General features: G+C 64.1%; 19 protein-coding genes. 9 read left to right on the forward strand and 10 right to left on the reverse strand.

Going from position 1 to position 26,138, the window contains the following annotated elements:
• Window positions 1-5 precede the first annotated feature (5 nt).
• The 9 genes from ilvC to H7X45_RS15110 all read right to left on the reverse strand — a co-directional run bounded on the left by ilvC (window position 6) and on the right by H7X45_RS15110 (window position 15,362).
• Window positions 6-1,016 carry a ketol-acid reductoisomerase gene (gene ilvC / locus H7X45_RS15070; protein WP_187335548.1) on the reverse strand — a complete coding sequence of 337 codons (1,011 nt, stop codon included), beginning with the start codon at window positions 1,014-1,016 and terminating at the stop codon, window positions 6-8.
• A 15-nt stretch (window positions 1,017-1,031) separates the two neighbouring features.
• Window positions 1,032-2,729: a dihydroxy-acid dehydratase gene (gene ilvD, locus H7X45_RS15075; RefSeq protein WP_187335549.1), complete on the reverse strand. Its 1,698-nt coding sequence runs from the start codon at window positions 2,727-2,729 to the stop codon at window positions 1,032-1,034.
• Window positions 2,730-3,082: 353 nt separating this feature from the next.
• Window positions 3,083-3,901, reverse strand: a complete 819-nt coding sequence (gene proB, locus H7X45_RS15080) for a glutamate 5-kinase (RefSeq protein WP_187335550.1) — start codon at window positions 3,899-3,901, stop codon at window positions 3,083-3,085.
• Window positions 3,902-3,962: 61 nt separating this feature from the next.
• Complete coding sequence (locus H7X45_RS15085; RefSeq protein WP_281385178.1) at window positions 3,963-5,489, reverse strand: tryptophan halogenase family protein; 1,527 nt, start codon at window positions 5,487-5,489, stop codon at window positions 3,963-3,965.
• Window positions 5,490-5,497: 8 nt separating this feature from the next.
• Entirely contained in the window at window positions 5,498-7,525 is a 2,028-nt protein-coding gene (locus tag H7X45_RS15090) for a glycoside hydrolase family 97 protein (RefSeq protein WP_187335551.1), read from the reverse strand.
• A 4-nt stretch (window positions 7,526-7,529) separates the two neighbouring features.
• Window positions 7,530-9,209, reverse strand: a complete 1,680-nt coding sequence (locus H7X45_RS15095; protein WP_187335552.1) for an alpha-amylase family glycosyl hydrolase — start codon at window positions 9,207-9,209, stop codon at window positions 7,530-7,532.
• Window positions 9,206-11,032, reverse strand: coding sequence for an alpha-amylase family glycosyl hydrolase (locus H7X45_RS15100; protein WP_187335553.1), 1,827 nt, complete (start codon window positions 11,030-11,032; stop codon window positions 9,206-9,208). The genes H7X45_RS15095 and H7X45_RS15100 overlap by 4 nt, the downstream gene beginning before the upstream one ends.
• Window positions 11,029-12,537, reverse strand: a complete 1,509-nt coding sequence (locus H7X45_RS15105; RefSeq protein WP_187335554.1) for a tryptophan halogenase family protein — start codon at window positions 12,535-12,537, stop codon at window positions 11,029-11,031. The genes H7X45_RS15100 and H7X45_RS15105 overlap by 4 nt, the downstream gene beginning before the upstream one ends.
• A gap of 65 nt (window positions 12,538-12,602) precedes the next feature.
• Complete coding sequence (locus H7X45_RS15110) at window positions 12,603-15,362, reverse strand: TonB-dependent receptor (protein WP_187335555.1); 2,760 nt, start codon at window positions 15,360-15,362, stop codon at window positions 12,603-12,605.
• 273 nt (window positions 15,363-15,635) lie between these two features.
• On the opposite strand from H7X45_RS15110, the gene H7X45_RS15115 reads away from it, so the two are divergent.
• The 9 genes from H7X45_RS15115 to rpsT all read left to right on the forward strand — a co-directional run bounded on the left by H7X45_RS15115 (window position 15,636) and on the right by rpsT (window position 25,700).
• Entirely contained in the window at window positions 15,636-16,667 is a 1,032-nt protein-coding gene (locus H7X45_RS15115) for a LacI family DNA-binding transcriptional regulator (RefSeq protein WP_187335556.1), read from the forward strand.
• A 121-nt stretch (window positions 16,668-16,788) separates the two neighbouring features.
• A complete protein-coding gene (locus tag H7X45_RS15120; protein ID WP_246449503.1) occupies window positions 16,789-18,348 on the forward strand; it encodes an MFS transporter in 1,560 nt (519 codons plus the stop codon).
• Window positions 18,345-19,757 carry an alpha-amylase family glycosyl hydrolase gene (locus H7X45_RS15125; RefSeq protein WP_246449504.1) on the forward strand — a complete coding sequence of 471 codons (1,413 nt, stop codon included), beginning with the start codon at window positions 18,345-18,347 and terminating at the stop codon, window positions 19,755-19,757. The genes H7X45_RS15120 and H7X45_RS15125 overlap by 4 nt, the downstream gene beginning before the upstream one ends.
• A complete protein-coding gene (gene zwf / locus H7X45_RS15130) occupies window positions 19,754-21,211 on the forward strand; it encodes a glucose-6-phosphate dehydrogenase (RefSeq protein WP_187335557.1) in 1,458 nt (485 codons plus the stop codon). Before H7X45_RS15125 ends, zwf begins: the two co-directional genes overlap by 4 nt.
• The gene (gene pgl / locus H7X45_RS15135; protein ID WP_187335558.1) at window positions 21,204-21,899 is read left to right on the forward strand and encodes a 6-phosphogluconolactonase; all 696 of its coding nucleotides are present in this window, start codon (window positions 21,204-21,206) and stop codon (window positions 21,897-21,899) included. The genes zwf and pgl overlap by 8 nt, the downstream gene beginning before the upstream one ends.
• 4 nt (window positions 21,900-21,903) lie before the next feature.
• Entirely contained in the window at window positions 21,904-23,724 is a 1,821-nt protein-coding gene (gene edd / locus H7X45_RS15140; RefSeq protein ID WP_187335559.1) for a phosphogluconate dehydratase, read from the forward strand.
• Window positions 23,725-23,727: 3 nt separating this feature from the next.
• A complete protein-coding gene (glk, locus tag H7X45_RS15145) occupies window positions 23,728-24,693 on the forward strand; it encodes a glucokinase (protein WP_187335560.1) in 966 nt (321 codons plus the stop codon).
• A complete protein-coding gene (eda, locus tag H7X45_RS15150) occupies window positions 24,690-25,313 on the forward strand; it encodes a bifunctional 4-hydroxy-2-oxoglutarate aldolase/2-dehydro-3-deoxy-phosphogluconate aldolase (RefSeq protein WP_187335561.1) in 624 nt (207 codons plus the stop codon). Before glk ends, eda begins: the two co-directional genes overlap by 4 nt.
• A 126-nt stretch (window positions 25,314-25,439) precedes the next feature.
• Window positions 25,440-25,700 carry a 30S ribosomal protein S20 gene (gene rpsT, locus H7X45_RS15155; RefSeq protein WP_187335562.1) on the forward strand — a complete coding sequence of 87 codons (261 nt, stop codon included), beginning with the start codon at window positions 25,440-25,442 and terminating at the stop codon, window positions 25,698-25,700.
• A gap of 135 nt (window positions 25,701-25,835) precedes the next feature.
• Here the strand turns inward: rpsT and H7X45_RS15160 are convergent, their stop codons facing one another.
• The gene (locus H7X45_RS15160; protein WP_187335563.1) at window positions 25,836-26,009 is read right to left on the reverse strand and encodes a hypothetical protein; all 174 of its coding nucleotides are present in this window, start codon (window positions 26,007-26,009) and stop codon (window positions 25,836-25,838) included.
• Between the last annotated feature and the right edge of the window lie 129 nt (window positions 26,010-26,138).

Here is a 26,138-nt window from a genome sequence, read left to right on the forward strand (position 1 = left end):
AGGACTTAGTTCTTGGCCGTGTTGGAGCCGGTCTGCAGCCACGGCATCAGGGCGCGCAGCTGCTTGCCGGTCTCCTCGATCGGATGGGCGAGATCGTTTTCCAGCATCTTGTTGTAGCGCGTCTTCCCGGCCTGGTTCTCCAGGATCCAGTTATGCGCAAAGGTGCCGTTCTGAATGTCGGTGAGAACGTCCTTCATGCGTGCACGCGTTTCGTCGTTCACGACGCGCGGGCCGGAGACGAGATCGCCGTAGATCGCGGTCTCGCTGATGAACTCGTGCATCTTTTCCAGGCCGCCTTCATAGAGCAGATCGACGATCAGCTTCAGCTCGTGCAGGCACTCATAATAGGCGATTTCCGGCTGATAACCGGCGTTCACCAGCGTTTCGTACCCGGCCAGAACCAGCTCGGTCGCGCCGCCGCACAGAACGGCCTGCTCGCCGAACAGATCGGTTTCGGTTTCTTCCTTGAAGGTCGTTTTCAGCACGCCCGCCGTCGCACCGCCGATCAGCGCGGCATAGGCCAGCGCCTTTTCCTGCGCCTTGCCGCTGGCGTCCTGATGGACCGCGAACAGGGCAGGGACGCCGCGCTTGCGCTCATATTCGCGGCGAACGAGATCGCCGGGGCCCTTAGGCGCGACCATGATGACGTCGATGCCCTCGGCCGGCTTGATGCGGCCGTAGAGGACGGTGAAGCCATGGGCGACGAGCAGCGCGTCGCCATCCGACAGATTGGGCGCGATCTCGGCGTCGAAGATCGCTTCATGGCTCATGTCCGGCGTCAGCAGCGCGATCAGCTTGGCGGCCTTGGTGGCTTCCGCGACGGTCATGACCTTGAGGCCGTCCGCCTTCGCCTTTTCCGCCGTCTTGCTGCCTTCGCGCAGACCGACGATCACGTCGCAGCCCGAATCGTGCAGGTTCAGCGCGTGGGCGCGGCCCTGGCTGCCATAGCCGATGACGGCGACGGGGGAGTCCTTGACGGCGGCCGGATTGGCGTCGTTTTCGGAATAGACCTTCATGATGCTTCGCTTTCCTTATGAATTTTTCGGAGAGGGTGAGGGGGCGTCGGTCTCGATCGTGACCGCGCCGATCGCGGCGGAGGAAACGAGCCGCGCATATTTGTCGAAAACGCCGCCCATCTTGTTGGGTGCTTTCGGCGTATGCGCCGCGCGGCGCGCGTCGAAATCGCAATCGACGTCGATGCGGCGCGCTTCGGCGTCGATGGTGATGGTGTCGCCGTTCTCGATCAGCCCGATCGGCCCGCCGCGTGCGGCTTCGGGCGAGACATGGCCGATGACGAAACCGTGGCTGGCGCCGGAAAAGCGCCCGTCGGTGATCAGCGCGACATCGCCCGCCAGGCCCTGGCCGGCCAACGCGGCGGTGGTCGCCAGCATTTCGCGCATGCCGGGGCCGCCCTTGGGGCCTTCATGGCGGATGACGACGACGTCGCCGGCCTTGATTTCGCGGTTGGAGACGGCGGCAAAGGCCGCTTCCTCGCCGTCGAACACCTTGGCCGGGCCGGAGAAGTTCAGCGCGCCCTCGGCAGCGGTTTTCAGGACGGAGCCTTCGGGCGCCAGATCGCCATAAAGGATGCGCAGGCCGCCGAATTTTTTGACCGGGCTTTCGACACTGTGGACGACCTGCTGGCCTTCGGTTTCCTCGGCCTCGTCCAGTTCCTCGAACAGCGTGCGGCCGCTGGCGGTCGCGCCGTCGTGCAGCAGCCCGGCATCGGCCAGGCGCTTGCCGACCAGCCGGACGCCGCCCGCTTCGTACAGGTCGCGCGCCAGATAGCGCCCGCCGGGTTTCAGATCGGTGATGACCGGAACGGTGCGGGTCAGCTCGTCGAAGGTTTCGATCGAGAAGGGCACGCCCGCTTCCGCGGCGATGGCGGGCAGATGCAGAACCGCGTTGGTGGAACCGCCCGAGGCGACGACCGCGGTGGCCGCGTTGCGTAAGGACGCTTCCGTGATGAAGCTGCGCGCGCTGATCTTGTCATGCGCCATCTGCGCGGCCAGGCGGCCGCAGCGCTGCGCCTCCAGCCCCTTGTCCTTGCTGATCGCGGGCGGATCGCCCGATCCCATCGGGGAAAGCCCCAGAAACGCCATCGCCATCGCCATGGTGTTGGCGGTGAACTGGCCGCCGCACGCGCCCGCGCCGGGGCAGGCCGCGCGCTCGACCTCGTCCAGCTCCGCATCGGACATATCGCCCTTGGCATGCGCGCCGACCGCCTCGAACACGTCCTGGATCGACAGGTCCTTGCCCTTCAGATTGCCGGGCATGATGGTGCCGCCGTAGAAGATGAGGCCGGGGATATCGAGCCGCGCCAGCGCCATCGCCGCGGCGGGAATGGTCTTGTCGCAGCCCACGATGATGACGGCGGCGTCCAGGCTGTGCCCCTTCACCGCCAGCTCGATCGAATCGGCGATCACTTCGCGGCTGATCAGCGAGGCGCGCATGCCCTCGCCGCCCATGGCGATGCCGTCGGTGACGGCGATGGTGTTGAAATCCACCGGCGTGCAGCCGCCGTCGCGCAGGCCCTTGCGCAGCGGCTCGGCCAGCATCTGGAGATGCATGTTGCACGGGGAAACGCTGGTCCAGCTGTTGATTAGAGCGACCATCGGCTGGCGCATGTCGTCATCGGTGAAGCCTGCGCCGCGCAGCATCGCACGGGCGGGGGCCTTGGCCGCGCCCTTGGTGATCGCGTCGGAGCGTTTGGTACTGGTGTCGGTCATAATCGATCGGCCTGAAGCTGTTTCGGATCGTCCGGAGGGCCCAATAAAAAACCCCGCTTCCTGTTCGGGAGCGGGGCGCTGTGCGGTCCGGTGAGCCTTTGGTTCAGCTCAGGGGCGCCCCTCCTGTTCGGGAATAAGAAGTACTACGAGCGGAAGGAGGACGCCGGCAAAGCCGGGGCCCGTTTTGTCTTCGAAAATGGCGGCGGTGGCCGTCATGCGAATGCAATTCCTTCCATGCGGCATAAGCGCCGCTTGGGAGGCTTCCTATATTATCGCAGGATACAAACAAGACCAAATATTGCGCAAAGAGCGATTTTTTTGATCGTTTTCGATTAGTGCGCTGCGGCGCAACATTATTCGCCCGCCGTCTTGGCGCCCACAACCGTCGCCCGCGCGCCGCCTTTCAGCCGCTCGATCGGGTGCGCGGCCTGGCCGCTGGCGATGATGGTGGCGCAGGCATTTCCCGCGGCAAAGCGCGCCGCGGCGATCTTGGTCGCCATGCCGCCGGTGCCGAGGCCGGAGCGGCTGACGCCCGCCATCGCCTCGATCTCCGGCGTGATCGCCGGGAGCCAGGGCACGTGCTCGGCATCCGGATCGGCGGAGGGATCGGCGGCGAACAGCCCTTCCACATCGGACAGCAGGATCAGAAGGTCCGCGCCCGCCAACTGGGCGACGCTGGCCGAAAGCCGGTCATTGTCGCCGAAGCGCAATTCTTCGGTGGCGACCGAATCGTTCTCGTTGATCACCGGCACCGCGCCTTGCGCGAGCAGCGTCTCCAGCGCGGCGCGCGCATTGGCGCCGCGACGCTCGGCCTCGATATCGCCCGCGGACAGGAGCAGCTGCGCAGCGACGATGTCGTGCGGGCCGAGCGCCGCGTCCCAGGCGCCCATCAACAGCGTCTGGCCCGCCGCCGCCGCCGCCTGCCGCTCGGTCACGACGTCGGAGCGGGTAAGGCCGAGGCGCTGCCAACCGAACGCCATCGCGCCGCTGGTCACCACGACCACGCGCTTGCCCGCCTCACGTAGCGCCGCGAGATCTTCGGCCAGCGCGTGCAGCCATGCAATACGCGGCCGGGCGCGTTCGCGGTCGAACAGGAGCGAGCTGCCCACCTTCACGACGACGGTGCGGCTCTGCTCGATCAGCGCGGCGGCGGTCTGGCTCTCGTCGGTCATTGTGGGGCTCCCGGATGCGTCGGGACGCTCTGCTATCCGCTTCAGCCTGTGAGACAAAGCTTTAAAGCGGGGCGGGAGGCACCCTCAAGGCCGCTAGCTGCTCGGCATGCGGGGCGAAATTGAGCGCGCAGCGGGCGTGGAAATCGGTCGCTTTCGCGGCATCGATCCGCTCGGCGGGCGTGGGTGCGCGCAGCTTGGCGTCGTCCGGAAAGGTGCCGTAACCGGCGAAGAGGCAGTGCCAGCTCGTGCTGGCATAGAAGCCGGCAATGTCGAGCCGGGCGATCGTTTCGTTCACATCCTGCCCGGTGAACCAGGCGGTCATCATCGCCTTGAGATGGTCCGAGAGATGGTCGAGCCGGGCGGCCTCGCGCCAATAATCGCCGCTGCGGCGATTGAGCCGGTAATGCGCGACGATATAGTCGCGGATGCCCTCGTAGCGGCGTGCGATGCGCGCGTTGAATTGTGCGCGATGCTGCGCAGCAAAACCGCCCGCTTCATAGGCGCTGATGAACTCCTCCCCCGTGGCGATGACGACGTGCAGCGCGGTCGCCTCGAGCGGTTCGATGAACCCCTGGGCCAGGCCGACGGCGAGGCAATTGGCGGTCCAGCTGTCCTCCAGCCGCCCCACCTTCATCTTGAGGAAGCGTGCCCCGGCGGGATCGTCCAGCATGCCGAGATGGCAGCGCAGCTCGGTCTCCGCCGCGTCGTCAGACAGATGGCGGCTGGAATAGACATAGCCATTGCCGGTGCGCGCGGTGAGCGGGATGGACCAGGCCCAGCCTGCGCTGAGCGCCGTCGCCTGCGTCGCGATGGGCGGAGCTTCGGCGGCGGGCGTCGGCATCACGACCGCGCGGTCGTTGAACAGATTTTGCGCGAATGGCAGGTATCGCGCGCCCAAAGTCTGCTCGGCCAGCAGCGCGGCAAAGCCCGAACTGTCGATAAACAGATCGCCCTCGATCCGCCGCCCCTCCTCGCACAGCAGGGCGGCGATATCGCCATTGGCCGCGCGCTCCACATCAGCGATGCGCGCCTCGACATGGGTAACACCGCGCCCGCGCGCATGATCGCCCAGGAAGGCACCCAATTTGTGGGCGTCGAAATGATAGCCGTAGCTCGGTTCGAACGGGAAGCGCTCATCCGGATGCGGCCCTAATTTCGCATCGGCCAGCTTCGTCGGCAGGAACCAGTGATCGGGATGGGCAGGCGCTTCGATGCCGCCGCGCTTCAGGCGGCAGGCCTGCGCAAAGGCGCCCTCGGTGTGCAGATCGATCGCAGAAGGGAAGGGGTGGAAATAGCTGTCATAGCCCGCCCGCTCGGACCAGCCGGTGAAGCGGATGCCCAACTTGTAGGTGGCATCGCAGGCGGGCATCCACTCCGCCTCCGTGATGCCAAGCCGATCGAAAAATGCTTTCAGCTGCGGCGTGGACCCTTCGCCCACGCCGATGATGCCGATGGCCGGGCTCTCCACCAGCGTGATCTCGACAGGCCGCGCCGCATCATCACCCAGCCATCGCGCCGCCATCAGGCAGGCGGTCATCCAGCCCGCGCTGCCGCCGCCCAGAATGACGATGCGATGCGGAGCGGCCACGGCAGCGCTTACTTCGCCGGTGCCAGGCGTACTGCGAAACCGCCGCCGGGGGCCATCCTTAGGTCCAGCGTATCGCCGCGCTTCACCGTCTTCGTTTCGATGGCGATGCTGTGGCGCTTGTCGGTGCGGTAATCGGCGTCCGCGCCGTCGCGGTAGATGGTGGCGGTGTAGGTCTTGCCCGCGTCGAGGAAGTCGAGCGGCACGGCCACGTCGCGCGCTTCCTCATCGGTCACGCCGCCCAGATACCAGTCCGTGCCGCCGCGCTCCTTGCGCGCCATCACGGCGTAATCCGCCACCTCGCCCATCAGCGTGTGCGTTTCCTCCCAGTCGGTCGGCACCTGCTTGATGAAGGCGAATTCGCGCGGATATTTCGCGTAATTCTCCGGCAGGTCTGCAGCCATCTGGATCGGCGAATAGAGCGTGACGTAAAGGGCGAGTTGGCGCGCAATGGTGCTCGGCAGATCGCGGCCGTCGCGGCCCTTCAGGGAGAGGACGCCGGGCGTGTAATCCATCGGGCCGGACAGCATGCGGGTGAAGATCAGGCTGGGCACATGGCTCGGGATATTCCCCGGCACGCCCCAGGCCTGATATTCCATACCGCGCGCGCCCTCGCGGCTCACCCAGTTGGGGTAGGTGCGGCGAAGGCCGGTGTCCTTGATCGGCTCATGCGGGTTCACCGCGATGTGATGCTTCGCGGCGGTCTCTACCACCTTCAGATGATGACGCGCCATTTCCTGCCCGTCATGCCAGCCATAGCGGACGGGATTGCCTTCGGTCGGCAGCAGCTTCACGCCGCCCGCATCGGCGACATAGCCGGTCTTCACGCTGTCGACGCCGAGGCGCTCATACAGCGCCATCGCGTCTTCCAGCTGCGGCTCATAATTGGCGATATTGCCGCCGGTCTCGTGATGGCCGACCAGATGGACGCCCTTGCTGCGACCGTAGCGGGTCACTTCCTCGATATCGAAATCGGGATAGGCCTCGGTAAAGCTGAAGTCCGATCCGTTGCCGAACCAGTTGCCATCCCAGCCCTTGTTCCAGCCTTCGATCAGGACGCCGCGAAAGCCGTTGGCGGCGGCGAAATCGATATAATCCTTGGCGTGGCTCGTCGTCGCGCCATGGTTCGGGCCGCTGTTCCAGGTCCAGTCATTGAGGTGCATTGCCCACCAGATGCCGACATATTTATAGGGTTTCACCCAGCTGACATCGCCCAGCTTGTTGGGCTCGTTCAAATTGAGGTCGATATTGTTATCGTACAGGCCCGCCGCGTCGTCCGAAATGCGGATGGTGCGCCAGGGCGTGGTGAAGGCGCCTTCGCGAACCACCTTGGCCTGGCCGCTGCCGGGCGAAAGCTCTGCCCGGAAGCGGCGGCCGTCCATGCGGCGCAGCCACATGCCGGCATAGTCCACCAGCGCGGCCTCGTGGAAGGCGAGGTGCGTGCCGTCCTCCAGCTTGAAGGTGATCGGCGTGTGCGCGGTGCCCACGCCCTCGATCGGCGTTTCGCTGTACAGATATTCGTAGCGGTTCCAGTCGCCGCCGGGGATCCACCAGGCGGTGCCGGGCTCGGCGATGTTGAACTCGGTCAGTTCCTCCGCGATGGCGGTGGTGCCGGCATCGGGGAATTCATAGCGGAAGCCCACGCCATCGTCGAACAGGCGGAAGCGCACGGTGACGCGGCGGTCCTGATAATCGGTGTCGTGTAGCTTCAGGCTGAGCTCGTTGTGGTGATCGCGCACCATGCGGTTTTCGCCCCAGGGCTGCTCCCAGCTCGTGTCCGCGCTGTCCGTCGAGACCTCTTCCAGCTCCAGAAAGCGGGAGAGCGGCGGGGCGTTGTCCATCAGGAAACCGAGGCGCGAATAATCGACCAAGCGCACGCCGTCCCTGGCAATGGCATAGCTGAAATGGCCTTCGCCATCGCGGTCAATGCTGACGGTGATGTGGCCGTCCGGCGAGCTAGCGGACGCCACCTCTTCGGCGAGCGCGGGGCTGGCGAGGGCGATGGCGATGATCGGGGCGAGGGTGGTCAGGATGCGCATGGGGTCAGCTCTCCAACTGGGCGATGAGGGCGGCATAGGGGGCGAGGTTCGGTTCATGGGCGCCGGTTTCGGCAATGATGCGCGCGCCCTCGGGCAGCGCGAAAGCGGCCGTTTCCGCGGCGAGGTTGAAGACGCACAGCAGGTGCTGGCCGTCCTGGCGACGTTCGAAGAGCAGGACCGATCCGTCGGCGCGGCAATCGTGCAGCGTGCCTTCGCGAAGCGCCGGATTGGCCTTGCGCAAAGCGATCATGCGCTTCGTCCAGTTTAGGATAGATTCCGGATCGCCCGCCTGCCGGTCTACGGCGAGGGCGGCATGGTCCGGGCCGGTCGGGAGCCACGGCTCGCCGGTGGAGGCGAGGGCGGCATGGTCCGGGCCGGTCGGGAGCCACGGCTCGCCGGTGGAAAAGCCCAGGCCGTTATGCGTCGCCTGCCAGGGTATCGGCGTGCGCACCCCGTCGCGTGAGAGGGTGAGCGGCCAGTTGGCGATGGCCTCGGGGTCCTGCAGCTTGTCGAACGGGATATCGACCTGCGTTAGGCCCAGTTCCTCGCCCTGAAACAGGATGGAATTGCCACGCAGCGACAGCAGCAGCATCGCCTTCATCCGCAGGAACGCCTCGCGATGCTGCGGATCGGCCCAGCGGGACACGGCGCGCGGGGCATCGTGATTTTCGAACGCCCAGCTCGGCCAGCCCTCGCCGTCCCCGCCCGGCCAACCGGCCAGTGCCTTGCAGACGGTCTGCGGCGTCAGCTTGTCGGCGTAGAGGAAATCGAAGCCATAGGCGCTGTTAAGGCGCTTATCGTCGGCCGTGAACTCCTTCATCTGCGTGTCGGCGAAATCGCCGCCGACCTCGGCAAGGGTGAAGGTGGCGCCGAATTCGTCCGCCACGCCGCGCACGCGCTCAAGGAACAACGCGATGCCTTCATGGCCCTGATTATACTGCTTCAGCTGGAAGTCGTAGGGCCGGGTGCGGGGTTTGCCGTCCTCCGGCATCGGCGGATTGTTGCGTAGCTGGAGGTCGTGCATCGTATAGTTCAGCGCATCGATGCGGAAGCCGTCGACGCCGCGCGCGAACCAGAAGCGCGCCACCTCCAGAATGGCGGCCTGCACATCGGGGTTGTGCAGGTTGAGGTCCGGTTGCTCGGCCAGAAAATTGTGCAGATAATATTGCCCGCGCCGCGCGTCCCAGGTCCAGGCCGGGCCGCCGAAGACGGATTGCCAGTTGTTGGGCGGGCTGCCGTCGGGCTTGGGATCGTGCCAGACATACCAGTCGGCGCGGGCATTATCGCGGCTCTGGCGGCTTTCCTCGAACCAGGGATGCTGGTTGGACGAGTGCGACCAGACCTGATCGATCATGACCTTGAGGCCCAGCGCATGGGCGCGCTCCACCAGCGCATCGAAATCGTCGAGCGAGCCGAAGATCGGATCGACGCCGCGGAAATCGGAGATGTCATAGCCGAAATCGCGCATCGGCGAGGTGAAGAACGGCGAAACCCAGATCGCGTCGGCGCCAAGATCGGCGACATGGTCCAGATGGCGGGTGATGCCGTTGAGATCGCCGATCCCGTCCCCGTTCGAATCGGCAAAGCTGCGCGGATATATCTGGTAGATCACCGCGCCGCGCCACCAGTCGGCGCGCTCGGCTTCGGTCTGCGGCTGCTGCTTCAGGCTCGCGATGCTGCTCATTTCGTGGGCATTCCCTTGCAGATGGCATAGCCGAAGGCGGGCAGTTCGATGGCGACGCTTCCCGGCGCGGTCGGCGCGGCGGGACAGCTTCCTGCCAGCGGCATGAAGCCGGTGGTGCTCGTCTCGACGACGATGTTGCGCGTGATCGGCTGGTCGCTGGTGTTGAAGGCGATGAGATATTCCGCGCCCGTTTCCGGATCGAAGCGGGAGACGGCGAACAGCCCCGGCTCCTGCTCATAGCCGCGCACGATCTGACGGCCTTCGCTCAGCGCCGGGTTCGCCTTGCGGATCGCGGCGAGCGAGGAAATCAGCCGGTAGAGTGGATGGTCGGTATCGAAATTCGCGGCCGCGGTGGTGGCATCGGTGCCGATCAGATCATTGTCGTTATAAACATCCGTCTTGGAGGCGAACATGTCCTCGCGCGCCAGTTGGTCGTTGCCGTCGCCGACGAATCCCTGCTCGTCGCCATAATAGATCACCGGCGATCCGCGCAGCGTCATCAACATGGCATGGCCGAGCTTCACGCGGGCGAGCAGCTCGTCCTGCGAAATATCCGGCATGTCCTGCTTCAGCAGCGTGGAGAAACGGCCCATGTCATGATTGCCGAGGAAGGTGGGCAATGTGCGCGCCGTCGCCTCTCCGCCTTCGTATAGCACATCGCCGTCAAAGGTTTCGGACAGGACGTTGGTGCCTTTGCCCCGGCCAAGCAGATCGCGCACCGCGGCCTGGAAGGCGAAGTCTAGCACGGCGGGCAGATGATCGCGCCGCGTATATTGCGCGATATAGCCGTTATCGGGCGTCTCGCGGTAGACCTCCCCGAAGATGTGGAAGTTCGGGATGCCGCGCGCTTTTGCCGTCGAAAGCATGGCGGGGACGAAGGCCTGCCAGAATTCCGGGTTCACATGGCGCGCGGTGTCGATGCGGAAACCGTCGATGCCGGTGCGGTCGATCCAGTCGGCATAGATATCGATCATGCCTTCCAGCACGCGCGGATGCTCGGTGAACAGATCGTCTAGGCCGGAGAAATCTCCAAAGCGGCTGTCCTCGCCGGTGAAGGTCGAATCGCCGCGATTGTGATAATAGATCGGGTCGTTCAGCCAGGCGGGCACCTTCGCGTCGCGTTCGCCCTCAGGAACATAAGGCGTGTAGGCATAATCGGGATCGGTGAGCTTCGCGAAGTTTTCGCGCGTCATCACCTGATCGCCCGCGAACCCTTCGTTGATCCGCGCGCCGTCGGGCTTGCCCTTGGTGGAATAGGGATAGTCCGCGCGCGATCGGTAGGGATAGCCTTCCGGGCTCGTCTCGCGATATTTGATCACGTCGGCCGTGTGGTTGGTGATGATGTCCATATAGACCTTCATCCCCCGCGCATGGGCGGCGTCTACGAAGGCCTTGAACTCGTCCGGACTGCCGAAATGGCGGTCCGGCCGCGTGAAATCGGTGATCCAGTAACCGTGATAGCCCGCGCTTTCCTGACCCTTCGGCCCCTGCACCGGCTTGTTCTGGAAGATCGGCGAGAACCAGATCGCGGTGATGCCGAGGCCTTGCAGATAATCCAGCCGCTCGGTCAGGCCCTTCAGGTCGCCGCCGTGGAAGAAGCCCTTGGCGGCGGGATCGAAGCCCGTCGTCAGCCGATCGCCCTTCAGGCCGCCGCGATCGTTCGTGCGGTCGCCATTTTCGAACCGGTCGGGCAGCACGAAATAAACGATCTCGTCCTCCGGCGGCCGTTCGCGCATGGCCTCCAGCACGGAGCGGGTCGGCTCCTGCGCCGCGGCGGGTGTCGCAAGCGCCAATGCGCTCAGGAAGGGGAGGGTGTATTTCATGACGGGGTTCCCTGTCCGGCGCGGATCATGCGCGCGAGAAAATCGATATGGTGGTCCATCGGCCGGACCTGTTCGACGAGCGCCGCTTCGGTCTCGCCCAGCAGCGCGCGCAAATCCTTTTCGGGCAGCGCGTTGGCGATGGGATTGTAGCCGCGCGCCTCGACGCCTTGCCCGGCGAAGACCTGGAACCAGCCCACCTCGGTGAACAGTTCTTCATGCTCGCGGTGGATGAAGCCGGTGGCCTTCCACTGGTCGATCTTCGCGGCGAGCGTTTCGGGCAGTTCCTGCGCGCGCACCGTATCCCAGAAGGGCTCGCCGCGCCGCTCGTTCGCGACATAATGCAGCACCAGAAAATCGCGGATGCGCATCCATTCGAACGCGGCCTGATCGTTGAACCAGTCGACGATCGCCGGATCGGGCGCGCCGTTTGGCATGACCGAGAGGAAACAGCTGATAGCGCTTTGGATCAGGTGGATGCTGGTCGATTCCAGCGGCTCCATGAACCCCGCCGCCAGCCCGATGGCGAGGCAATTGTGCGACCATTGTTCGCGCCGCATGCCGGTGCGGAACCGGATCGGGCGCGGATCGCCCTGCGGCGCGCCGTCCAGGTTGGCGAGCAGCGTTTCGGCAGCCTCGTCATCGCTGAGATGGTCAGAGCTGTAGACCATGCCGTTGCCGATGCGGTGTTGCAGCGGAATGCGCCACTGCCAGCCCGCCTTGCGCGCGATCGAGCGGGTATAGGGCGTGAACTCGCCGCCATTGGCGCAGGGCACGGCCACCGCCCGGTCGCACGGCAGATGATGCTTCCAGTCCTCGAACGGGCTGCCCAGCGCCTCCCCAATCAGCAGCGCACGAAAGCCCGTGCAATCGATAAAGAAATCGCCCTCGACCCGCCGGTCGTCATCCAGCATCAGCGCGCTGATCGCGCCGCTTTCGCCGTCGCGCTCTACCGATGCAATCCGGCCTTCATGCCGCACCACGCCGCGCGTCTCGGCATAACGGCGCAGAAAGGCGGCATAGAGCCCTGCATCGAAATGATAGGCATAGGGCATTTCCGGCAGGTTGGGTGCCGGGCGACCGCGCTGCATCCGCATGGTGCGCGCCGCCAGTTCGTTGAGCGAATAACGCTGCAGCGGCTTGGCGATGCCGAGCTTTTTCGAGCGCAGCCAGTAGTGCTGGAAGGGCAGGAGGCCCACGCCCCGGCCGATATTGCCGAAGGCGTGCATGTAGCTTTCGCCTTCGCGTAGCCAGCCGTCGAATTCGATGCCGAGTTTGAAACTGCCCTTCGTCTCTCGCAGGAACTCCGCCTCGTCGATGCCGAGCGCGCCGTTGAACAGATGGATTTGCGGGATCGTCGCCTCGCCCACGCCGACGGTGCCGATCGCCTCGCTCTCGACCAGCTCGATCCGCGATCCCGGCGGCGCAAAGCGCGCGAGCGCCGCCGCCGCCATCCACCCGGCGGTGCCGCCTCCGGCGATGACCAGTTTTTCCAGGCGTTCACGCATTCTCTATCCCCTTTGATCGAGGCGCCGCCTGCTCCGGTTGGAGCGGCGGCGCCCGATGGGAGAGATTAGAAGCGATAGGTGAAGCCTGCCAGGAACCGGCGTCCGTAAAGCTGATAATCCAGCACCTGGAGCGGGTTCTCGCTTGAGGTTACGGAGCGGAACGGGGTGTCCGTCAGGTTCTGGCCCTGCAGATAGACGGAGAGGCCATCCAGCGTACCGCCATCGAAATCATAGCCGATTTGGGCATCGATGATGGTCTCGCCCAGCGCGATCCGACGTGTGGGAGAGCCGCCGAAGCCGGTGAAATCACCCAGGAATTCAGAGCGATAGCGAACACTACCGCGCGCGTTGAACCCGTATTTCTCAAAGTACAGCGTACCGTTGGCGACCCATTCCGAATAACCCGGGATCTGGGTGACAGTGCCTTGCGCGTTCTCGATCTCGGTCTTGGTGTATCCTACGCCGCCGGTGACACCGAAACCTTCGAGAGCTTCGGTGGCGATGTTGAAAGGTACTGTGGCCGAAAGCTCGGCACCGTAGAGATTGCCGCCGCCGGTGTTGGTCGGCGCATTGAGAAGGCCGATCCGTGTCGCCGGCACAGGACCTGCCGGAAGCGGAAAGCCGCTATAATCAAATGTGAAGGGAGCCGTATCGATGAAGCTCTTAACGTCCTTGTAGAACAACTGCAGCGCGATCACGCCGCTGGTGCCGAAATATTTCTCGAAATTGAGGTCCACCGCGTTCGCGCGGTAAGGCCGCAGTTCCGGGTTGCCGCCACCGCCGTTCAGGAACGGGATCTGGCCCGTCGGGCTGAGCGCGGCATTGGTGTTGTCGATGCCATAGCTGATCGCCACGCGCAAATCGTCAAGGCGCGGGCGCATGATCTCCCGCGCCGCGGCGGCACGGATTACAAAGCCGCTGTCGAAGCGGAGCGAAAGGTTTACGCTCGGCAGCACGTCCCAATAGGATGCACCGGCCGTCACGGCCACCTGCTGTCCGCCTGCAAAGGCAAGACCGCTCGACTTCTGCACGGTGTTGATGGCCTGGACGCCAAAATTACCTGTCAAAACGGCGCTGCCGAAGGTCTGATCGATATTACCCTGAAGGTACATCGTCATGAGGTTCTCGGCGATGCGATACGCCTTTGCGGGCACATCGTTCGAAGTGTTCCGCTCCAACGTATAGACGCCGCTGTCGATGAGATCGCGCGGATCATAGCTGACGATCGGGCCGAGGCCGAGATAGGTGAGGTCCGTGGGATCCCGCAGCAGGTTGGATGGCAACGGAGCGCTTTGCGCGCCGCCGAAGGTGATGAAGAACTCATCAGGCGTCAGGCTCTTATCACGATCCGTATAGTTCAAGCCGAAGGTGACAGCGCTGATGAAGCTGTCTTCGATCTCCTTGGAAACCTCAATACGGTACTGCTTCAACTCATCCTTCACGATGCGGTTGTTGTAATAGCCGCCCTGCACGCGGTTGCCGCCCCAGCCGAGCGGGTCCGTCAGCACGATCAGGTTGGGATCGGAATAATTCAGCGTCGGCGAGAACGTGGCGCCCGTCTCGTCGAGGGTGAAGCCGATCGTGTCGGCCGCGCCGCCGGTGGGGCCATAACCTGTGCCCGAATAGCTTTCGATGCTCAGCTCATTGCGATCGGTGCGGGAATAGCCGAAATCGGCAAAGAAGTTCCAGCCGTCGTCGCCCTCATAATTGACGTTGAGGCCTCCGGAATACAGATCGGCTTTGCGGTTGAAGACATCGTTGCGGATTACGCCGCGGACGTTCTGGAACGTGCCGGAGGTATAGGTGCCATCCGTGACCGCGCCGCTGTTCGGAACGAAGCTAACGCCGAAACCGCCGCCAAAGCCTAGCGGAAGCTCGATGCCGCGCTTGATCTGATCGTCGTCGAAATTGGAATAGAACGCATCGAGCGTGACCATCCACTCATCGGCGGGGCGATACTGCAAGGTGCCGGTAGTGCCGAAGCGCTTCAGGGTGGTGGAGGTAACATAGGGCTTGGCACCGCCCAGCAGCGCGTCGCCATTCTGGTCGGCATAGCCCCAGGCGTTATATTCCTGCAGCTGATAGGGCTCATCGACATAGGATGCCGAGAGAGCGAGGCCCAGGCTATCGTCCGCGAACTGATCCACATAGGTGGCGTTGACGCGGTAGCCGGTGTCCTTCGAACCGGAGTTGAGCGCGCCGATGTCGGCGTAGCTGCCGCGCGCGCCGATCGCGAAGACGCGCTCCTTGGCTTCCAGCGGCCGGATGGTGCGTACGTCGATGGTGCCGACGAGGCCCTGACCGACCAACGACGCGCTGGGCGTCTTGTAGACCACGACCTGATTTACGACTTCGGCAGGATACTGATCGAATTCGACAGCGCGCGCATCGCCGGTGGAGGTCTGTTCGCGCCCATTCAAGAGCGTTTGCGAGAAATCCGGGCCGAGGCCGCGGATGGAGATGACATTCGCGCGTCCGTTAAGGCGCTGCGAAGTGACGCCGGGAAGACGCGCAATAGACTCGCCGATGGAACTGTCCGGCAGCTTGCCAATGTCTTCCGCCGTCACCGACTCCAGAATCAGCTCGCTGTTGCGCTTTTCGGCGACGGAGGTTTCGAGTGCAGCCCGGAAGCCTTGGACAACGATGGGCGAGATGACGCCGTCATCCTGCGGGACTTCGGTAGGAACGCTTTCGGCGTTCTCGATCTCTTCCTCGGTCGTGTTGACCGGATCACCGGGCAGGGTTTGCGCAAGCAGCGGCGCCGCGCCGAAGGCCCCCGCACCAAGTGCAATCAGGCTGCAGCTGCGAACGAAAATACGACGCATCTCGGCGCCACGATTAGAGCACTTCATCAGACTTCCCCTCCAGGAATATGTCTCCGCACCGTTTCAGCCGACAGCTGGGCGTTGAGCGGAGTACTTTCACATTGTGCGGGGGCATGACGCGCCGAAGCCGGGCGCGCTAGATGGCATACGTATACGCATAAATGTCACATAGCGCGAAAAAGCGCGGCATTTGGGCATCGACGAATTGCATATTATGTGGCGGGGCGTACCAAGTTCCCTCAGGCGGCACGTGCGAGGCCGCGCGGGTGGAGGATGCCGGTGAAAAGCGGGACGCAGCGGGTCACCTCTTTCGATATCGCCGAGCGGGCTGGGGTGTCTCAGCCCACCGTTTCGCGGGCCTTACGCGGATCGAGCGCGGTCAGCGCGGAAACCCGTGAGCGGATCGAGAAGATTGCGCGCGAGCTCAATTATTCGGTCGACAAGCACGCCTCCTCGCTTCGCCTTCAGCGGGCCAACACCATCGCGCTGCTGTTCTTCGAAGACCCGACGGCGGACGACACGCTGATCAACCCGTTCTTCCTGTCGATGCTGGGATCGATCACCCGGCGCAGCGCACAGGCGGGATTCGATCTGCTAATCAGCTTCCAGCAGCTGTCGAGCGACTGGCACACCGATTATGAGGACAGCCGCAAGGCGGACGGCATCATTCTTCTCGGCTATGGCGATTATGCCGATTATCGCCCGCGGCTGCGCGCGCTGAACGAGCAGGGCACTCATTTCGTGCGCTGGGGGGCGCCGGAGGCGGATGACAGCGGCCTTACCATCGGTTGCGATAACCGGGCAGGCGGGCGCATGGCGACCGAGCATCTGTTGAAGCAGGGGCGCCGCCGCATCGCCTTCATCGGCCGGTGCGACGAGGGCTATCCCGAATTTCGCGCTCGCTATCGCGGCTATTGCGACGCGCTGGCCGAGGCGGGAATTAAATTCGACCGCGATCTGCAGGTCGACGCGCTGACATTGGAGAGCGCAGGAGCTGCGGCGGTGGAGCAGTTGCTGGAAAGCGGGGCGGCGTTCGATGCGCTGGTTTGCGCGTCCGATTTGATCGCATTGGGCGCGGTGCAGGCGCTGAAGGACCGCGGGCGCGACGTGCCGGGCGATGTGGCGGTGACCGGGTTCGACAATATTCCGGCGGCCGCGCAAACCAGCCCGCCGCTCACTACCGTGCAGCAGAATGCGCGGGCGGCGGGCGAGGCGCTGGTCGACACGCTGATCGCGCGGATCGAAAACCAGGCCGTTGCTCCCGAACTGCTCCCGGTCGAGCTGATCCTGCGCGAAAGCAGCTAAGCGGCGGCGCTGTCCGCGCGGCGATCACATACGAATACATGACGCCCGGCCCCCCCTTGCAATTGCGCGGGGGATCGAGCTCGGCCACTGTTCAGGGCATAAAAAGCCGTGGAGAGGGCATTTGGAAGAGGCAATCGAACGTGCCGGTGAAGCTGGCCAGGCGACGGTGAAGCCGCGCCAGGGCTTTGCCGGGCTGTGGAACATCAGCTTCGGATTTTTCGGCATTCAGATCGGTTTCGCGCTGCAGAACGCGAATATGAGCCGCATCTTTCAGTCGCTGGGGGAATCGCTCGACAATCTGCCCGCGCTCTGGGTGGCCGCGCCGCTGACGGGCCTGCTGGTGCAGCCGATCATCGGCCATTATTCGGACCGCACCTGGAGCCGCCTCGGCCGCCGACGTCCTTATTTCCTGGCCGGTGCGGTGCTGGCCGCGATCGCCTTGTTCGTGATGCCGAATAGCCCGGCACTCTGGTTCGCGGCGATGATGCTGTGGATCCTGGACGCCTCGCTGAACATCTCGATGGAGCCGTTCCGCGCTTTCGTCGGCGACATGCTGGGCAAGGATCAGCACACCGCGGGCTATGCGGTGCAGACGGCCTTTATCGGCGCGGGCGCGGTGGTCGGCTCCGTCTTTCCCTATGTCCTGGCGCATCTCGGCGTGGCCAATGAGGCGGCGGCGGGCGGTGTGCCGGATACGGTGCGCTTCAGCTTCTGGTTCGGCGGCGCGGCGCTGCTGATCGCGGTGCTGTGGACCATCGTCACGACGAAAGAATACAGCCCCGAAGAGATGCGCGCGTTCGAAGGCGCAGCGGCGGAGGAGGAGATGCCGTCCCCCGTGCGGGCGCTGGCGGCGCGTACCTTTACCTCGTCTTTCCTGTGGATCGGAGCGGGTGCGATCATCGCCGCCGTGGTTGCCGAGTTCGATCTGGAGAAGGAACTTTACCTCCTTGCCGGTCTGTTAGCTGCCTATGGTCTCGCCTCGATCGCGGCGATTTCCATGGCGCGCAAGGGGCGAGAGGCCAATCTGCTCGGCCATATCGTCGGCGATTTTTCCGGCATGCCGGACGTGATGAAGAAGCTCGCGCTCGCCCAGTTCTTCAGCTGGTCCGCGCTCTTCATCATGTGGATCTATACCACCCCGGTGGTGGCGCAATATGCCTATGGCGTCACCGACACCGCTTCGGCGACTTATAACGACGCGGGCAACTGGGTCGGCATTCTGTTCGCGGTCTATAACGGCGTCGCCGCCATTTTCGCGCTGTTCGTGCTGCCGCGTATGGCCGCAGCGATCGGGCGGGTGCGCACGCATATGGTCTGCCTGCTGGCAGGCGCACTGGGCTATGCCAGCTTCCTCGTTATCCGCGATCCGCAATGGCTGATCGCGTCCGAGGTGCTGGTCGGCATCGCCTGGGCATCGATCCTGGCCATGCCTTACGCGATCCTTGCCTCCAGCCTGCCGAGCCGCAAGCTCGGCATTTATATGGGCCTGTTCAATGTGTTCATCGTGGTGCCGCAGCTCATCGTCGCCACGGTGATGGGCACGGTGCTGAAGGCCTTTTTCCCCAGCGAACCGATCTGGACGATGGCCTTTGCCGCCGTCGTCATGGCCGCCGCCGCGCTTGCGATGCTGCGCGTGCCGCGTGTCGGCAAAGCCGCCCGAACCGAAGGAGTAGCCCTGTGAAGCATGTAACCCTCAGCGCAATCGCGGTCCTTGCCGCCGCCATCGCGGCCCCCGCCGCGGCGCAGGATACGCGCCCGCCGCTCGATCAGCGCACGCTCGCCGATTATGCGCCCGAGCCCTATGTCACGCTGAAGCACGCGCCGTGGACCGAGGAGGCGGTGCTCTATCAGATCAACACCCGCCAGTTCACGAAGGAAGGCACCTTCCGCGCCGCGATCAAGGAGCTGCCGCGCCTGAAGAAACTGGGCGTCGATATCCTGTGGCTGATGCCGATCCAGCCGATCGGGGAAAAGAACCGCAAGGGCACGCTCGGCAGTCCCTATTCGGTGAAGGACTATACCGCGGTGAACCCGGAATTCGGCACCGAGGCGGATCTCAAGGCCTTTGTCGATGCCGCCCATGCGCAAGGTTTTCATGTGATCCTCGATTGGGTGGCCAATCACACCGCCTGGGATCATACCTGGGTGACGCAGCATCCCGAATGGTATGAGCGGGACTGGAAGGGCGATTTCCATCCCACGCCCTGGTGGGACTGGTCCGACATCATCGATCTGAATTACGATCAGACCGGCGTGCGCAAGGCGATGACGGAGGCGATGGCCTATTGGGTGCGCGAATTCGGGATCGACGGCTATCGCGCCGATGTGGCGGGCTATGTGCCCATCGACTTCTGGGAGGGCGTGCGCGCCGATCTGGAGGCGATCCGCCCCGTCTTTATGCTCGCCGAGTGGAAGTCTTCGGAGCTTACCCGCAAGGCTTTCGACGCGGTTTACGCCTGGGAATGGCACAAGACGGCCAAGGAAGTGGCGCAAGGCAAGGCCGATGCCACCGCCTTCTATGGCTATTATAGCGAGAATGTGAGCGCCTGGCCGGACGAGGCGATGCGGCTGGTCTACATCGCCAATCATGACAGCAATGCCTGGGAAGGCACGCAGTACGAGAATTTCGGCGCCGCGCTGCCCGCCATGATCGCGCTGAGCTTTACCGGCGAGGGCATGCCCATGATCTACAACGGTCAGGAAGCCTGCAACGCCAAGCGCCTGGAATTTTTCGAGAAAGATCCGATCGACTGGAGCCAGGCCAAGGATTGCGATCTGGGCGATCTGTTCAACCGCCTCATCGCCTTCCGCGACGCTCACAAGGTGCTGCACAACGGCCAGTGGGGCGCGCGCATGATCAAGGTGGAAAATACCGCGCCGCAGCAGGTGCTCAGCTGGGTTCGCCGGAACGAGGATGAAACGGTGCTGGGTATATTCAATCTCTCCGACAAGCCCGTCGAGGTGGATTTTCCTACCGAACTGGAACATGGTCGCTATCGAAGCTTTAAGACCGGCAAGAGCGTGACCTTCGACGCCGGCACCCACATGTCCCTCGCTCCCTGGGAGTATCAGCTATTCGCAACGCCATGAACTCGGACGCGGTCCAGCGCTGCCAGAACCTTATCCTCTTCGGTGCCACGGGCGATCTTGCCAAGCGCATGCTGCTGCCCTCGCTCTACGCCCTGCACGCGGACGAGCTGATTGCACCGAACCTCAAGATTTTCGGTACCGCCCGCAGCGAACTGACCGACGACGGTTTCCGCTACATGGCGCGTGAGGCGCTGGAAGAGTTCCTGCCGAAGGACCGCAAGGACGAGGGCGCGATCTCCAGCTTCCTCGACCGCCTTTATTACCAGCCGCTCGACGCCTCGACCATCGAGGGGTTCGACGATTTGGCGAAGAAGGTAGGGGACATCAGCTGCGGCCTCGCCATCTTCCTGTCGACCGCGCCGTTCCTGTTCGAGCCGACCATCAAGGGGCTCGAATCGGCCGGCCTTGCGGGCGACAATGTCCGTATCGGCTTGGAAAAACCGCTTGGCACCGATTTTGAAAGCTCCGCGCAGATCAACGACGCCGTCGCCGCGGTCTTCCCGGAATCGCGGACGTTCCGGATCGACCATTATCTGGGCAAGGAGACGGTGCAGAACCTGATGGCGCTGCGCTTTGCCAATATGCTGTTCGAGCCGGTCTGGAATTCGAACAATATCGATCATGTGCAGATCACGGTGACAGAGACGGTGGGCCTGGAAGGGCGCGCGGACTTCTATGACGGCACCGGGGCGCTGCGCGATATGGTGCAGAACCATATGCTCCAGCTGCTCGCGCTCATCGCGATGGAGCCGCCGGTGGATTTCGACGCTACCGCGATCCGCGATGAAAAGGTGAAGGTGCTGCGCGCGCTGCGGCCCGTGCCGGAAGGCGACAGCGTGACCGGACAGTATAATGACGGCGCGGTGAAGGGCGAAGCGGTCGGCAGTTACGAAAAGGATCTGGGTGAGCCGTCGGACACCGAAACCTTCGTCGCGCTGAAGGCCCATGTCGACAATTGGCGCTGGCAGGGCGTGCCCTTCTATCTGCGCACAGGCAAGCGCATGGCCGATCGGCGCAGCGAGATCGTGGTGCAGTTCAAGCCCGTGCCGCACAACATTTTCAGCGCCCGCGACGGGCGGCTGGAGGCGAACACGCTCATCATCCGCCTGCAGCCGGAGGAATATGTCCGCCTGCTGGTGATGGCCAAGGAGCCGGGGCTGGACCGGGACAAGATCGTGCTGCGCGAAGTGCCGCTGGACCTCTCGCTCAGCCAGGCCTTTGCCGGCACGCGTCGCCGCATCGCCTATGAGCGGCTGCTGCTCGATCTGGTCGAAGGCGATCAGACGCTGTTCGTGCGCCGCGACGAGGTGGAAGCGCAGTGGAAGTGGATCGATGCGATCCGCGACAGCTGGAAGACCAGCGGCAAGACGCCCAAACCTTATAATAGCGGTGGATGGGGACCAAGCTCCGCCATTGCCTTGACGGAACGCGACGGAGTGAGCTGGCATGATTGATCGCAGGCGCTTCGGCACCATCGAGGAACTGCGCGACAAGGTCGCCGCGGACGTCACCAAGACGATCCGCGACGCGCTGCTTGAGCGGGGCCAGGCGCTAATCGCGCTGTCCGGCGGATCGAGCCCCTTTCCGATTTACGAGAAGCTGTCCCGCACCAATGTCGGCTGGAGCAAGGTGTCGATCATCCCCGCGGACGATCGCATCGTGGACGAAGACAGCGAGCTTTCGAACATCGCCGTGCTGCGCCGCACCTTTGGCGATACCGGCGCAACGATTACGCCGTTGTTCGAAACCTCCGGAAACGAGGCGCAGGCCGCGGTCGAGGCGCGCGGCATCGCCGACAAGCTGAACTTCCCGCTCGACCTTATCTGGCTCGGCATGGGCACGGACGGTCATTTCGCCAGCGTGTTCCCGGGTCCGGATTACGACACCGCGTTCGCCCCTCCGGCGCAGGCCAAGGCGGTGCGCGTGCGTCCCGATCCGCTGCCGCCCGAAGCACCGGTCGCGCGGATCAGCCTTTCGGTGCCGTGCATTTCCAACGCCAATTCGATCATCATGGTCATTTCCGGCAAGGAGAAGAGCGCCACGCTCGACCAGGCCGTGGAACAGGGCGAGGCCTCCGGCCTGCCGATCGCGCGGTTCATCGCGCAGCTGAAAAAGAACCTCATCGTCTACGAAGGACCGTAACCCCATGAGCCTTCACCCCAAAGTTGCCGAAGTCACCGAACGCGTGATCGAAAAGTCGCGCGAAGGTCGTGCCCGCTATCTCGATCTGATCGACCGCCAGCGCGAGGAGGGTACCCGCCGCTCCGTCCTGAGCTGCGGCAATCTGGCCCATGCTTTCGCTGCAAGCGGGGAAGACAAGGCGACAATTCGGCAGGAGCGTGCGCCCAATCTCGCCATCGTTACCGCCTATAACGACATGCTGTCGGCCCACGCGCCTTATTATCGCTATCCCGAACAGATGAAGGTGTTCGCGCGCGAAAAGGGCGCGACGGCGCAGGTCGCAGGCGGCGTCCCTGCGATGTGCGACGGCGTGACGCAGGGGCAGGACGGCATGGAGCTATCCCTGTTCAGCCGCGACACCATTGCGATGGCCAGCGCCGTGGGCCTCAGCCATGCCATGTACGAAGGCACGCTGATGCTCGGCATCTGCGACAAGATCGTGCCGGGCCTGCTGATCGCGGCGCTGCGCTTTGGCCATCTGCCGACGATCTTCGTGCCTGCGGGGCCAATGCCGTCGGGCCTCGCCAACAAGGAAAAGCAACGCGTCCGCCAGCTTTATGCGGAAGGCAAGGTGGGGCGCAAGGAACTGCTGGAGGCCGAAAGCGCCAGCTATCACGGCATGGGCACCTGCACTTTCTACGGCACCGCCAATTCGAACCAGATGATGATGGAAGTGATGGGCCTGCATGTGCCGGGTGCCGCCTTCCCCAATCCGGGTACCAAGATCCGGCAGGAGCTGACCCGCGCCGCCGTGCACCGCGTGACCGAAATTGGTGCGGACGGCGAGGATTATCGGCCAGTGGGCCGCGTGGTCGATGAAAAGGCGATCGTGAACGCCATCGTCGGCCTGCTCGCTACCGGCGGATCGACCAACCACACCATTCACATTCCCGCCTTTGCGCGCGCCGCCGGCATCAGTGTCGACTGGCAGGATTTCAGCGATCTGGCCGATGTCGTGCCGCTGCTCAGCCGCATCTATCCCAATGGCTCGGGCGACGTGAACCATTTCCAGGCGGCGGGCGGCATGGGCTATGTCATCCGCGAGCTGATCGGCGGTGGTTTCCTGCATCCCGACATTATGACCGTCTGGCATTCGGACCTCACCGCTTATGGCGACGAACCGTTTCTGGTCGACGAGGCGCTGGAATGGCGCCCCGCCCCGGAGGAAAGCGCCGACGATACGATGCTGCGCCCCGTCGATGCGCCGTTTCAGGCAACGGGCGGCCTTGCCCTCCTGGAAGGCAATCTGGGCCGCTGCATCATGAAGACCAGCGCGGTGGACGAAGACCGCTGGACCATCGAGGCGCCCTGCCGGATTTTCGAGGAGCAGGATCAGGTGCGCACCGCGTTCGAGGCGGGCGAGTTGAACAAGGACGTGGTCGTCGTGGTGCGCCATCAGGGCCCCAAGGCCAACGGCATGCCGGAGTTGCACAAGCTCACTCCGCCGCTCGGCGTGCTGCAGGACCGCGGTTTCCGCGTGGCCCTGCTCACCGACGGGCGCATGTCCGGTGCCAGTGGTAAAGTGCCCGCGGCGATCCATCTGTCTCCAGAAGCACTCGGCGGCGGGCCGATCGGCAAGCTGCGCGACGGCGATATCGTGCGCGTCTGCGCGCGCGAGGGCGTGGTCGAGGCGAAGGTGGACGCCGCCGAATGGGACGCGCGCGAGAACGCGCCCGCGCATCTCGGCAATCTCGGGCTTGGCCGCGAGTTGTTCGGCCTGATGCGCGCCAATGCCGACGAGGCGGAGCTTGGCGGCTCCGCCATGCTGGCCGAAGCGGGGCTGTAGGTTATGAAGATCGTCACCGCAGACATCGGCGGCACCCATGCCCGCTTCGCCATCGCTGAAGTGGAGGGCGGCAAGGTCGTCTCGCTGGGCGAGGCCACCAAGATGCGTGCGGCGGACCATGCGAGCCTGCAGATCGCTTGGGAGGCCTATGGCGAGACGCTGGACGAGCCGCTGCCGCCTTATGGTGCCATCGCGATCGCCGCGCCGATTCGCAGTGATGCGATCAAGTTCACCAACAATCCCTGGATCGTGCGGCCGGCGCTGATGAACGAGCGGCTGAAGCTGGAGCACCGGGTGCTGGTCAACGATTTCGAGGCGGTCGCCCATGCTGTTGCCGCGGTCGATGACGATCAGTTGATGCATATCACCGGGCCGGAAGGTCCACTTCCGCAAGAAGGCGTGATTTCGGTCGTGGGCCCGGGCACTGGTCTTGGCGTCGCATTGCTCTACCGCGAAAAGGGCAGGGTGCATGTGCTGCCGACCGAGGGCGGGCACAGCGATTTCGCGCCGCTGGACGAGGTCGAGGAGCACGTGCTCACGCATCTGCGCAAGAAGCACAACCGCGTGTCGGTGGAGCGGGTCGTCGCGGGCGGCGGGCTGCGCGCGATCTGGGACGTGCTGGCCGAACTGGAAGGCAGCGATGTGCCCAAGGGCGACGACAAGACGCTCTGGAGCATTGCGCTGGAAGGGCGCGACAGCATCGCCGAGGCCGCGCTCGACCGCTTTTGCCTGTGCCTGGGCGCGGTGGTCGGCGATATCGCGCTGACCCATGGGCCCGGCCCGGTCGTTCTGGCGGGCGGTCTTGGTGCGCGGCTTGCCGATTTTCTGCCGCGTTCCGGCTTTGCCGAGCGATTCGCGGCAAAGGGACGCTTCCAGTCTTTGATGGAGCGCCAGCCCGTCAAGCTCATCACCCATCCCGAGCCCGGCCTGTTCGGGGCCGCAGCCGCTTTTGCCAAGGATATTGCATGACGCCGATCGAAACCATCATGCGTACCGCGCCCGTGATCCCCGTTCTGGTGATCGACGACGTGGCCACCGCCAAGCCGATCGCCGAGGCATTGGTCGCAGGGGGACTTCGCGTGCTCGAAGTGACGCTGCGTACCGAAGCGGCACTGAACGCTATTGCCGAGATGAAGCAGGTGGACGGCGCGATCGTCGGCGCGGGTACCGTGCTGAACGCACGCGCGCTGGAGCGTTCGATCGCGGCGGGCGCGGAATTTATCGTCTCGCCCGGCCTGACCGACAATCTGGCGGACGCCGCGCATCGCGAGCAAGTTCCGCTGCTGCCGGGCATCGCGAACTCGGGCGATATCATGCGCGGCCTCGACCATGGCCTCAAGCACTTCAAATTCTTCCCGGCCGAGGCTTCGGGCGGCATCTCTGCGCTGAAGGCGCTGGCCGGTCCGTTCGGCGGTATCCAGTTCTGCCCCACCGGCGGCATCACCGAATCGAGCGCGCCGGACTGGCTGGCGCTCGATCCTGTTCTTTGTGTGGGCGGAAGCTGGCTGGTGCCCAAAGGCGAGACCGACTATGACGCGATTCGCTCCCGCGCGGAGGCCGCCAGCGGGCTGGCGCGGACGCCGGACTGAATTTCGCCCCGTCGCCGCAGCAGAAGCGGTTGACGGACGGACCGACTTCGCTTATGTGCGACGCTTGATGCGACCGCGCCGCGATGCGCGGTCTTTTTGTTTTGATGATGAGACCCCGAGGACTTCATGGCCAATACGCCGCAGGCTAAAAAACGGATCCGCCGCAACGAGAAGCGCGAGGCGGTCAACAAGAACCGCGTCAGCCGCATCCGCACCTTCATCAAGAAGGTGGAAACCGCGATCGAATCCGGCGACAAGGATCAGGCCAATCAGGCGCTGAAGGACATGCAGCCTGAGCTGGCGCGCGGCGTTTCCAAGGGTGTTTACCACCGCAATGTGGCGGCCCGGAAGATGAGCCGCCTCAACAAGCGGATCGCCGCCATCTGATTCGGCCTCACCTCCGAACGGTTTCAAAGAACCCCGCGCCGGTCCGCCGCCGCGGGGTTTTTTGTGTCTGCTGAATGACGCTGAGATGACGAACGGTGACTCCACGATTCGTGCCTGATGCTCGGCCGCCCGCTGTTAACTAATCGGCTGAAACACTAGGGTTTTAGGGCCTTTTTCGAGAAAGCCGCGCATTGCCGAGTCAATGCGGTATTTCATTTTTTTTTCACTGTGCACCACTTGTGCCCAGCCATTTTTGCTGTCTACAAACGGGGTCTGGGCAGCGAGCGTCGCGATCGCGAACTGTTCCAACAGGCATCGAAATGAGTGGGCATCGGAAGGCGTCGCTTTCCGATGGAGGGATCATTGTGCCTTTTGCCGGCGCGCAGCTGCGCCTGTGAAGAAAGGGGTGGATAAACAGTGGGTAGCAAATTGGCGATC

This window comes from Novosphingopyxis iocasae, from assembly GCF_014334095.1.
GTDB lineage: Bacteria > Pseudomonadota > Alphaproteobacteria > Sphingomonadales > Sphingomonadaceae > Novosphingopyxis > Novosphingopyxis iocasae.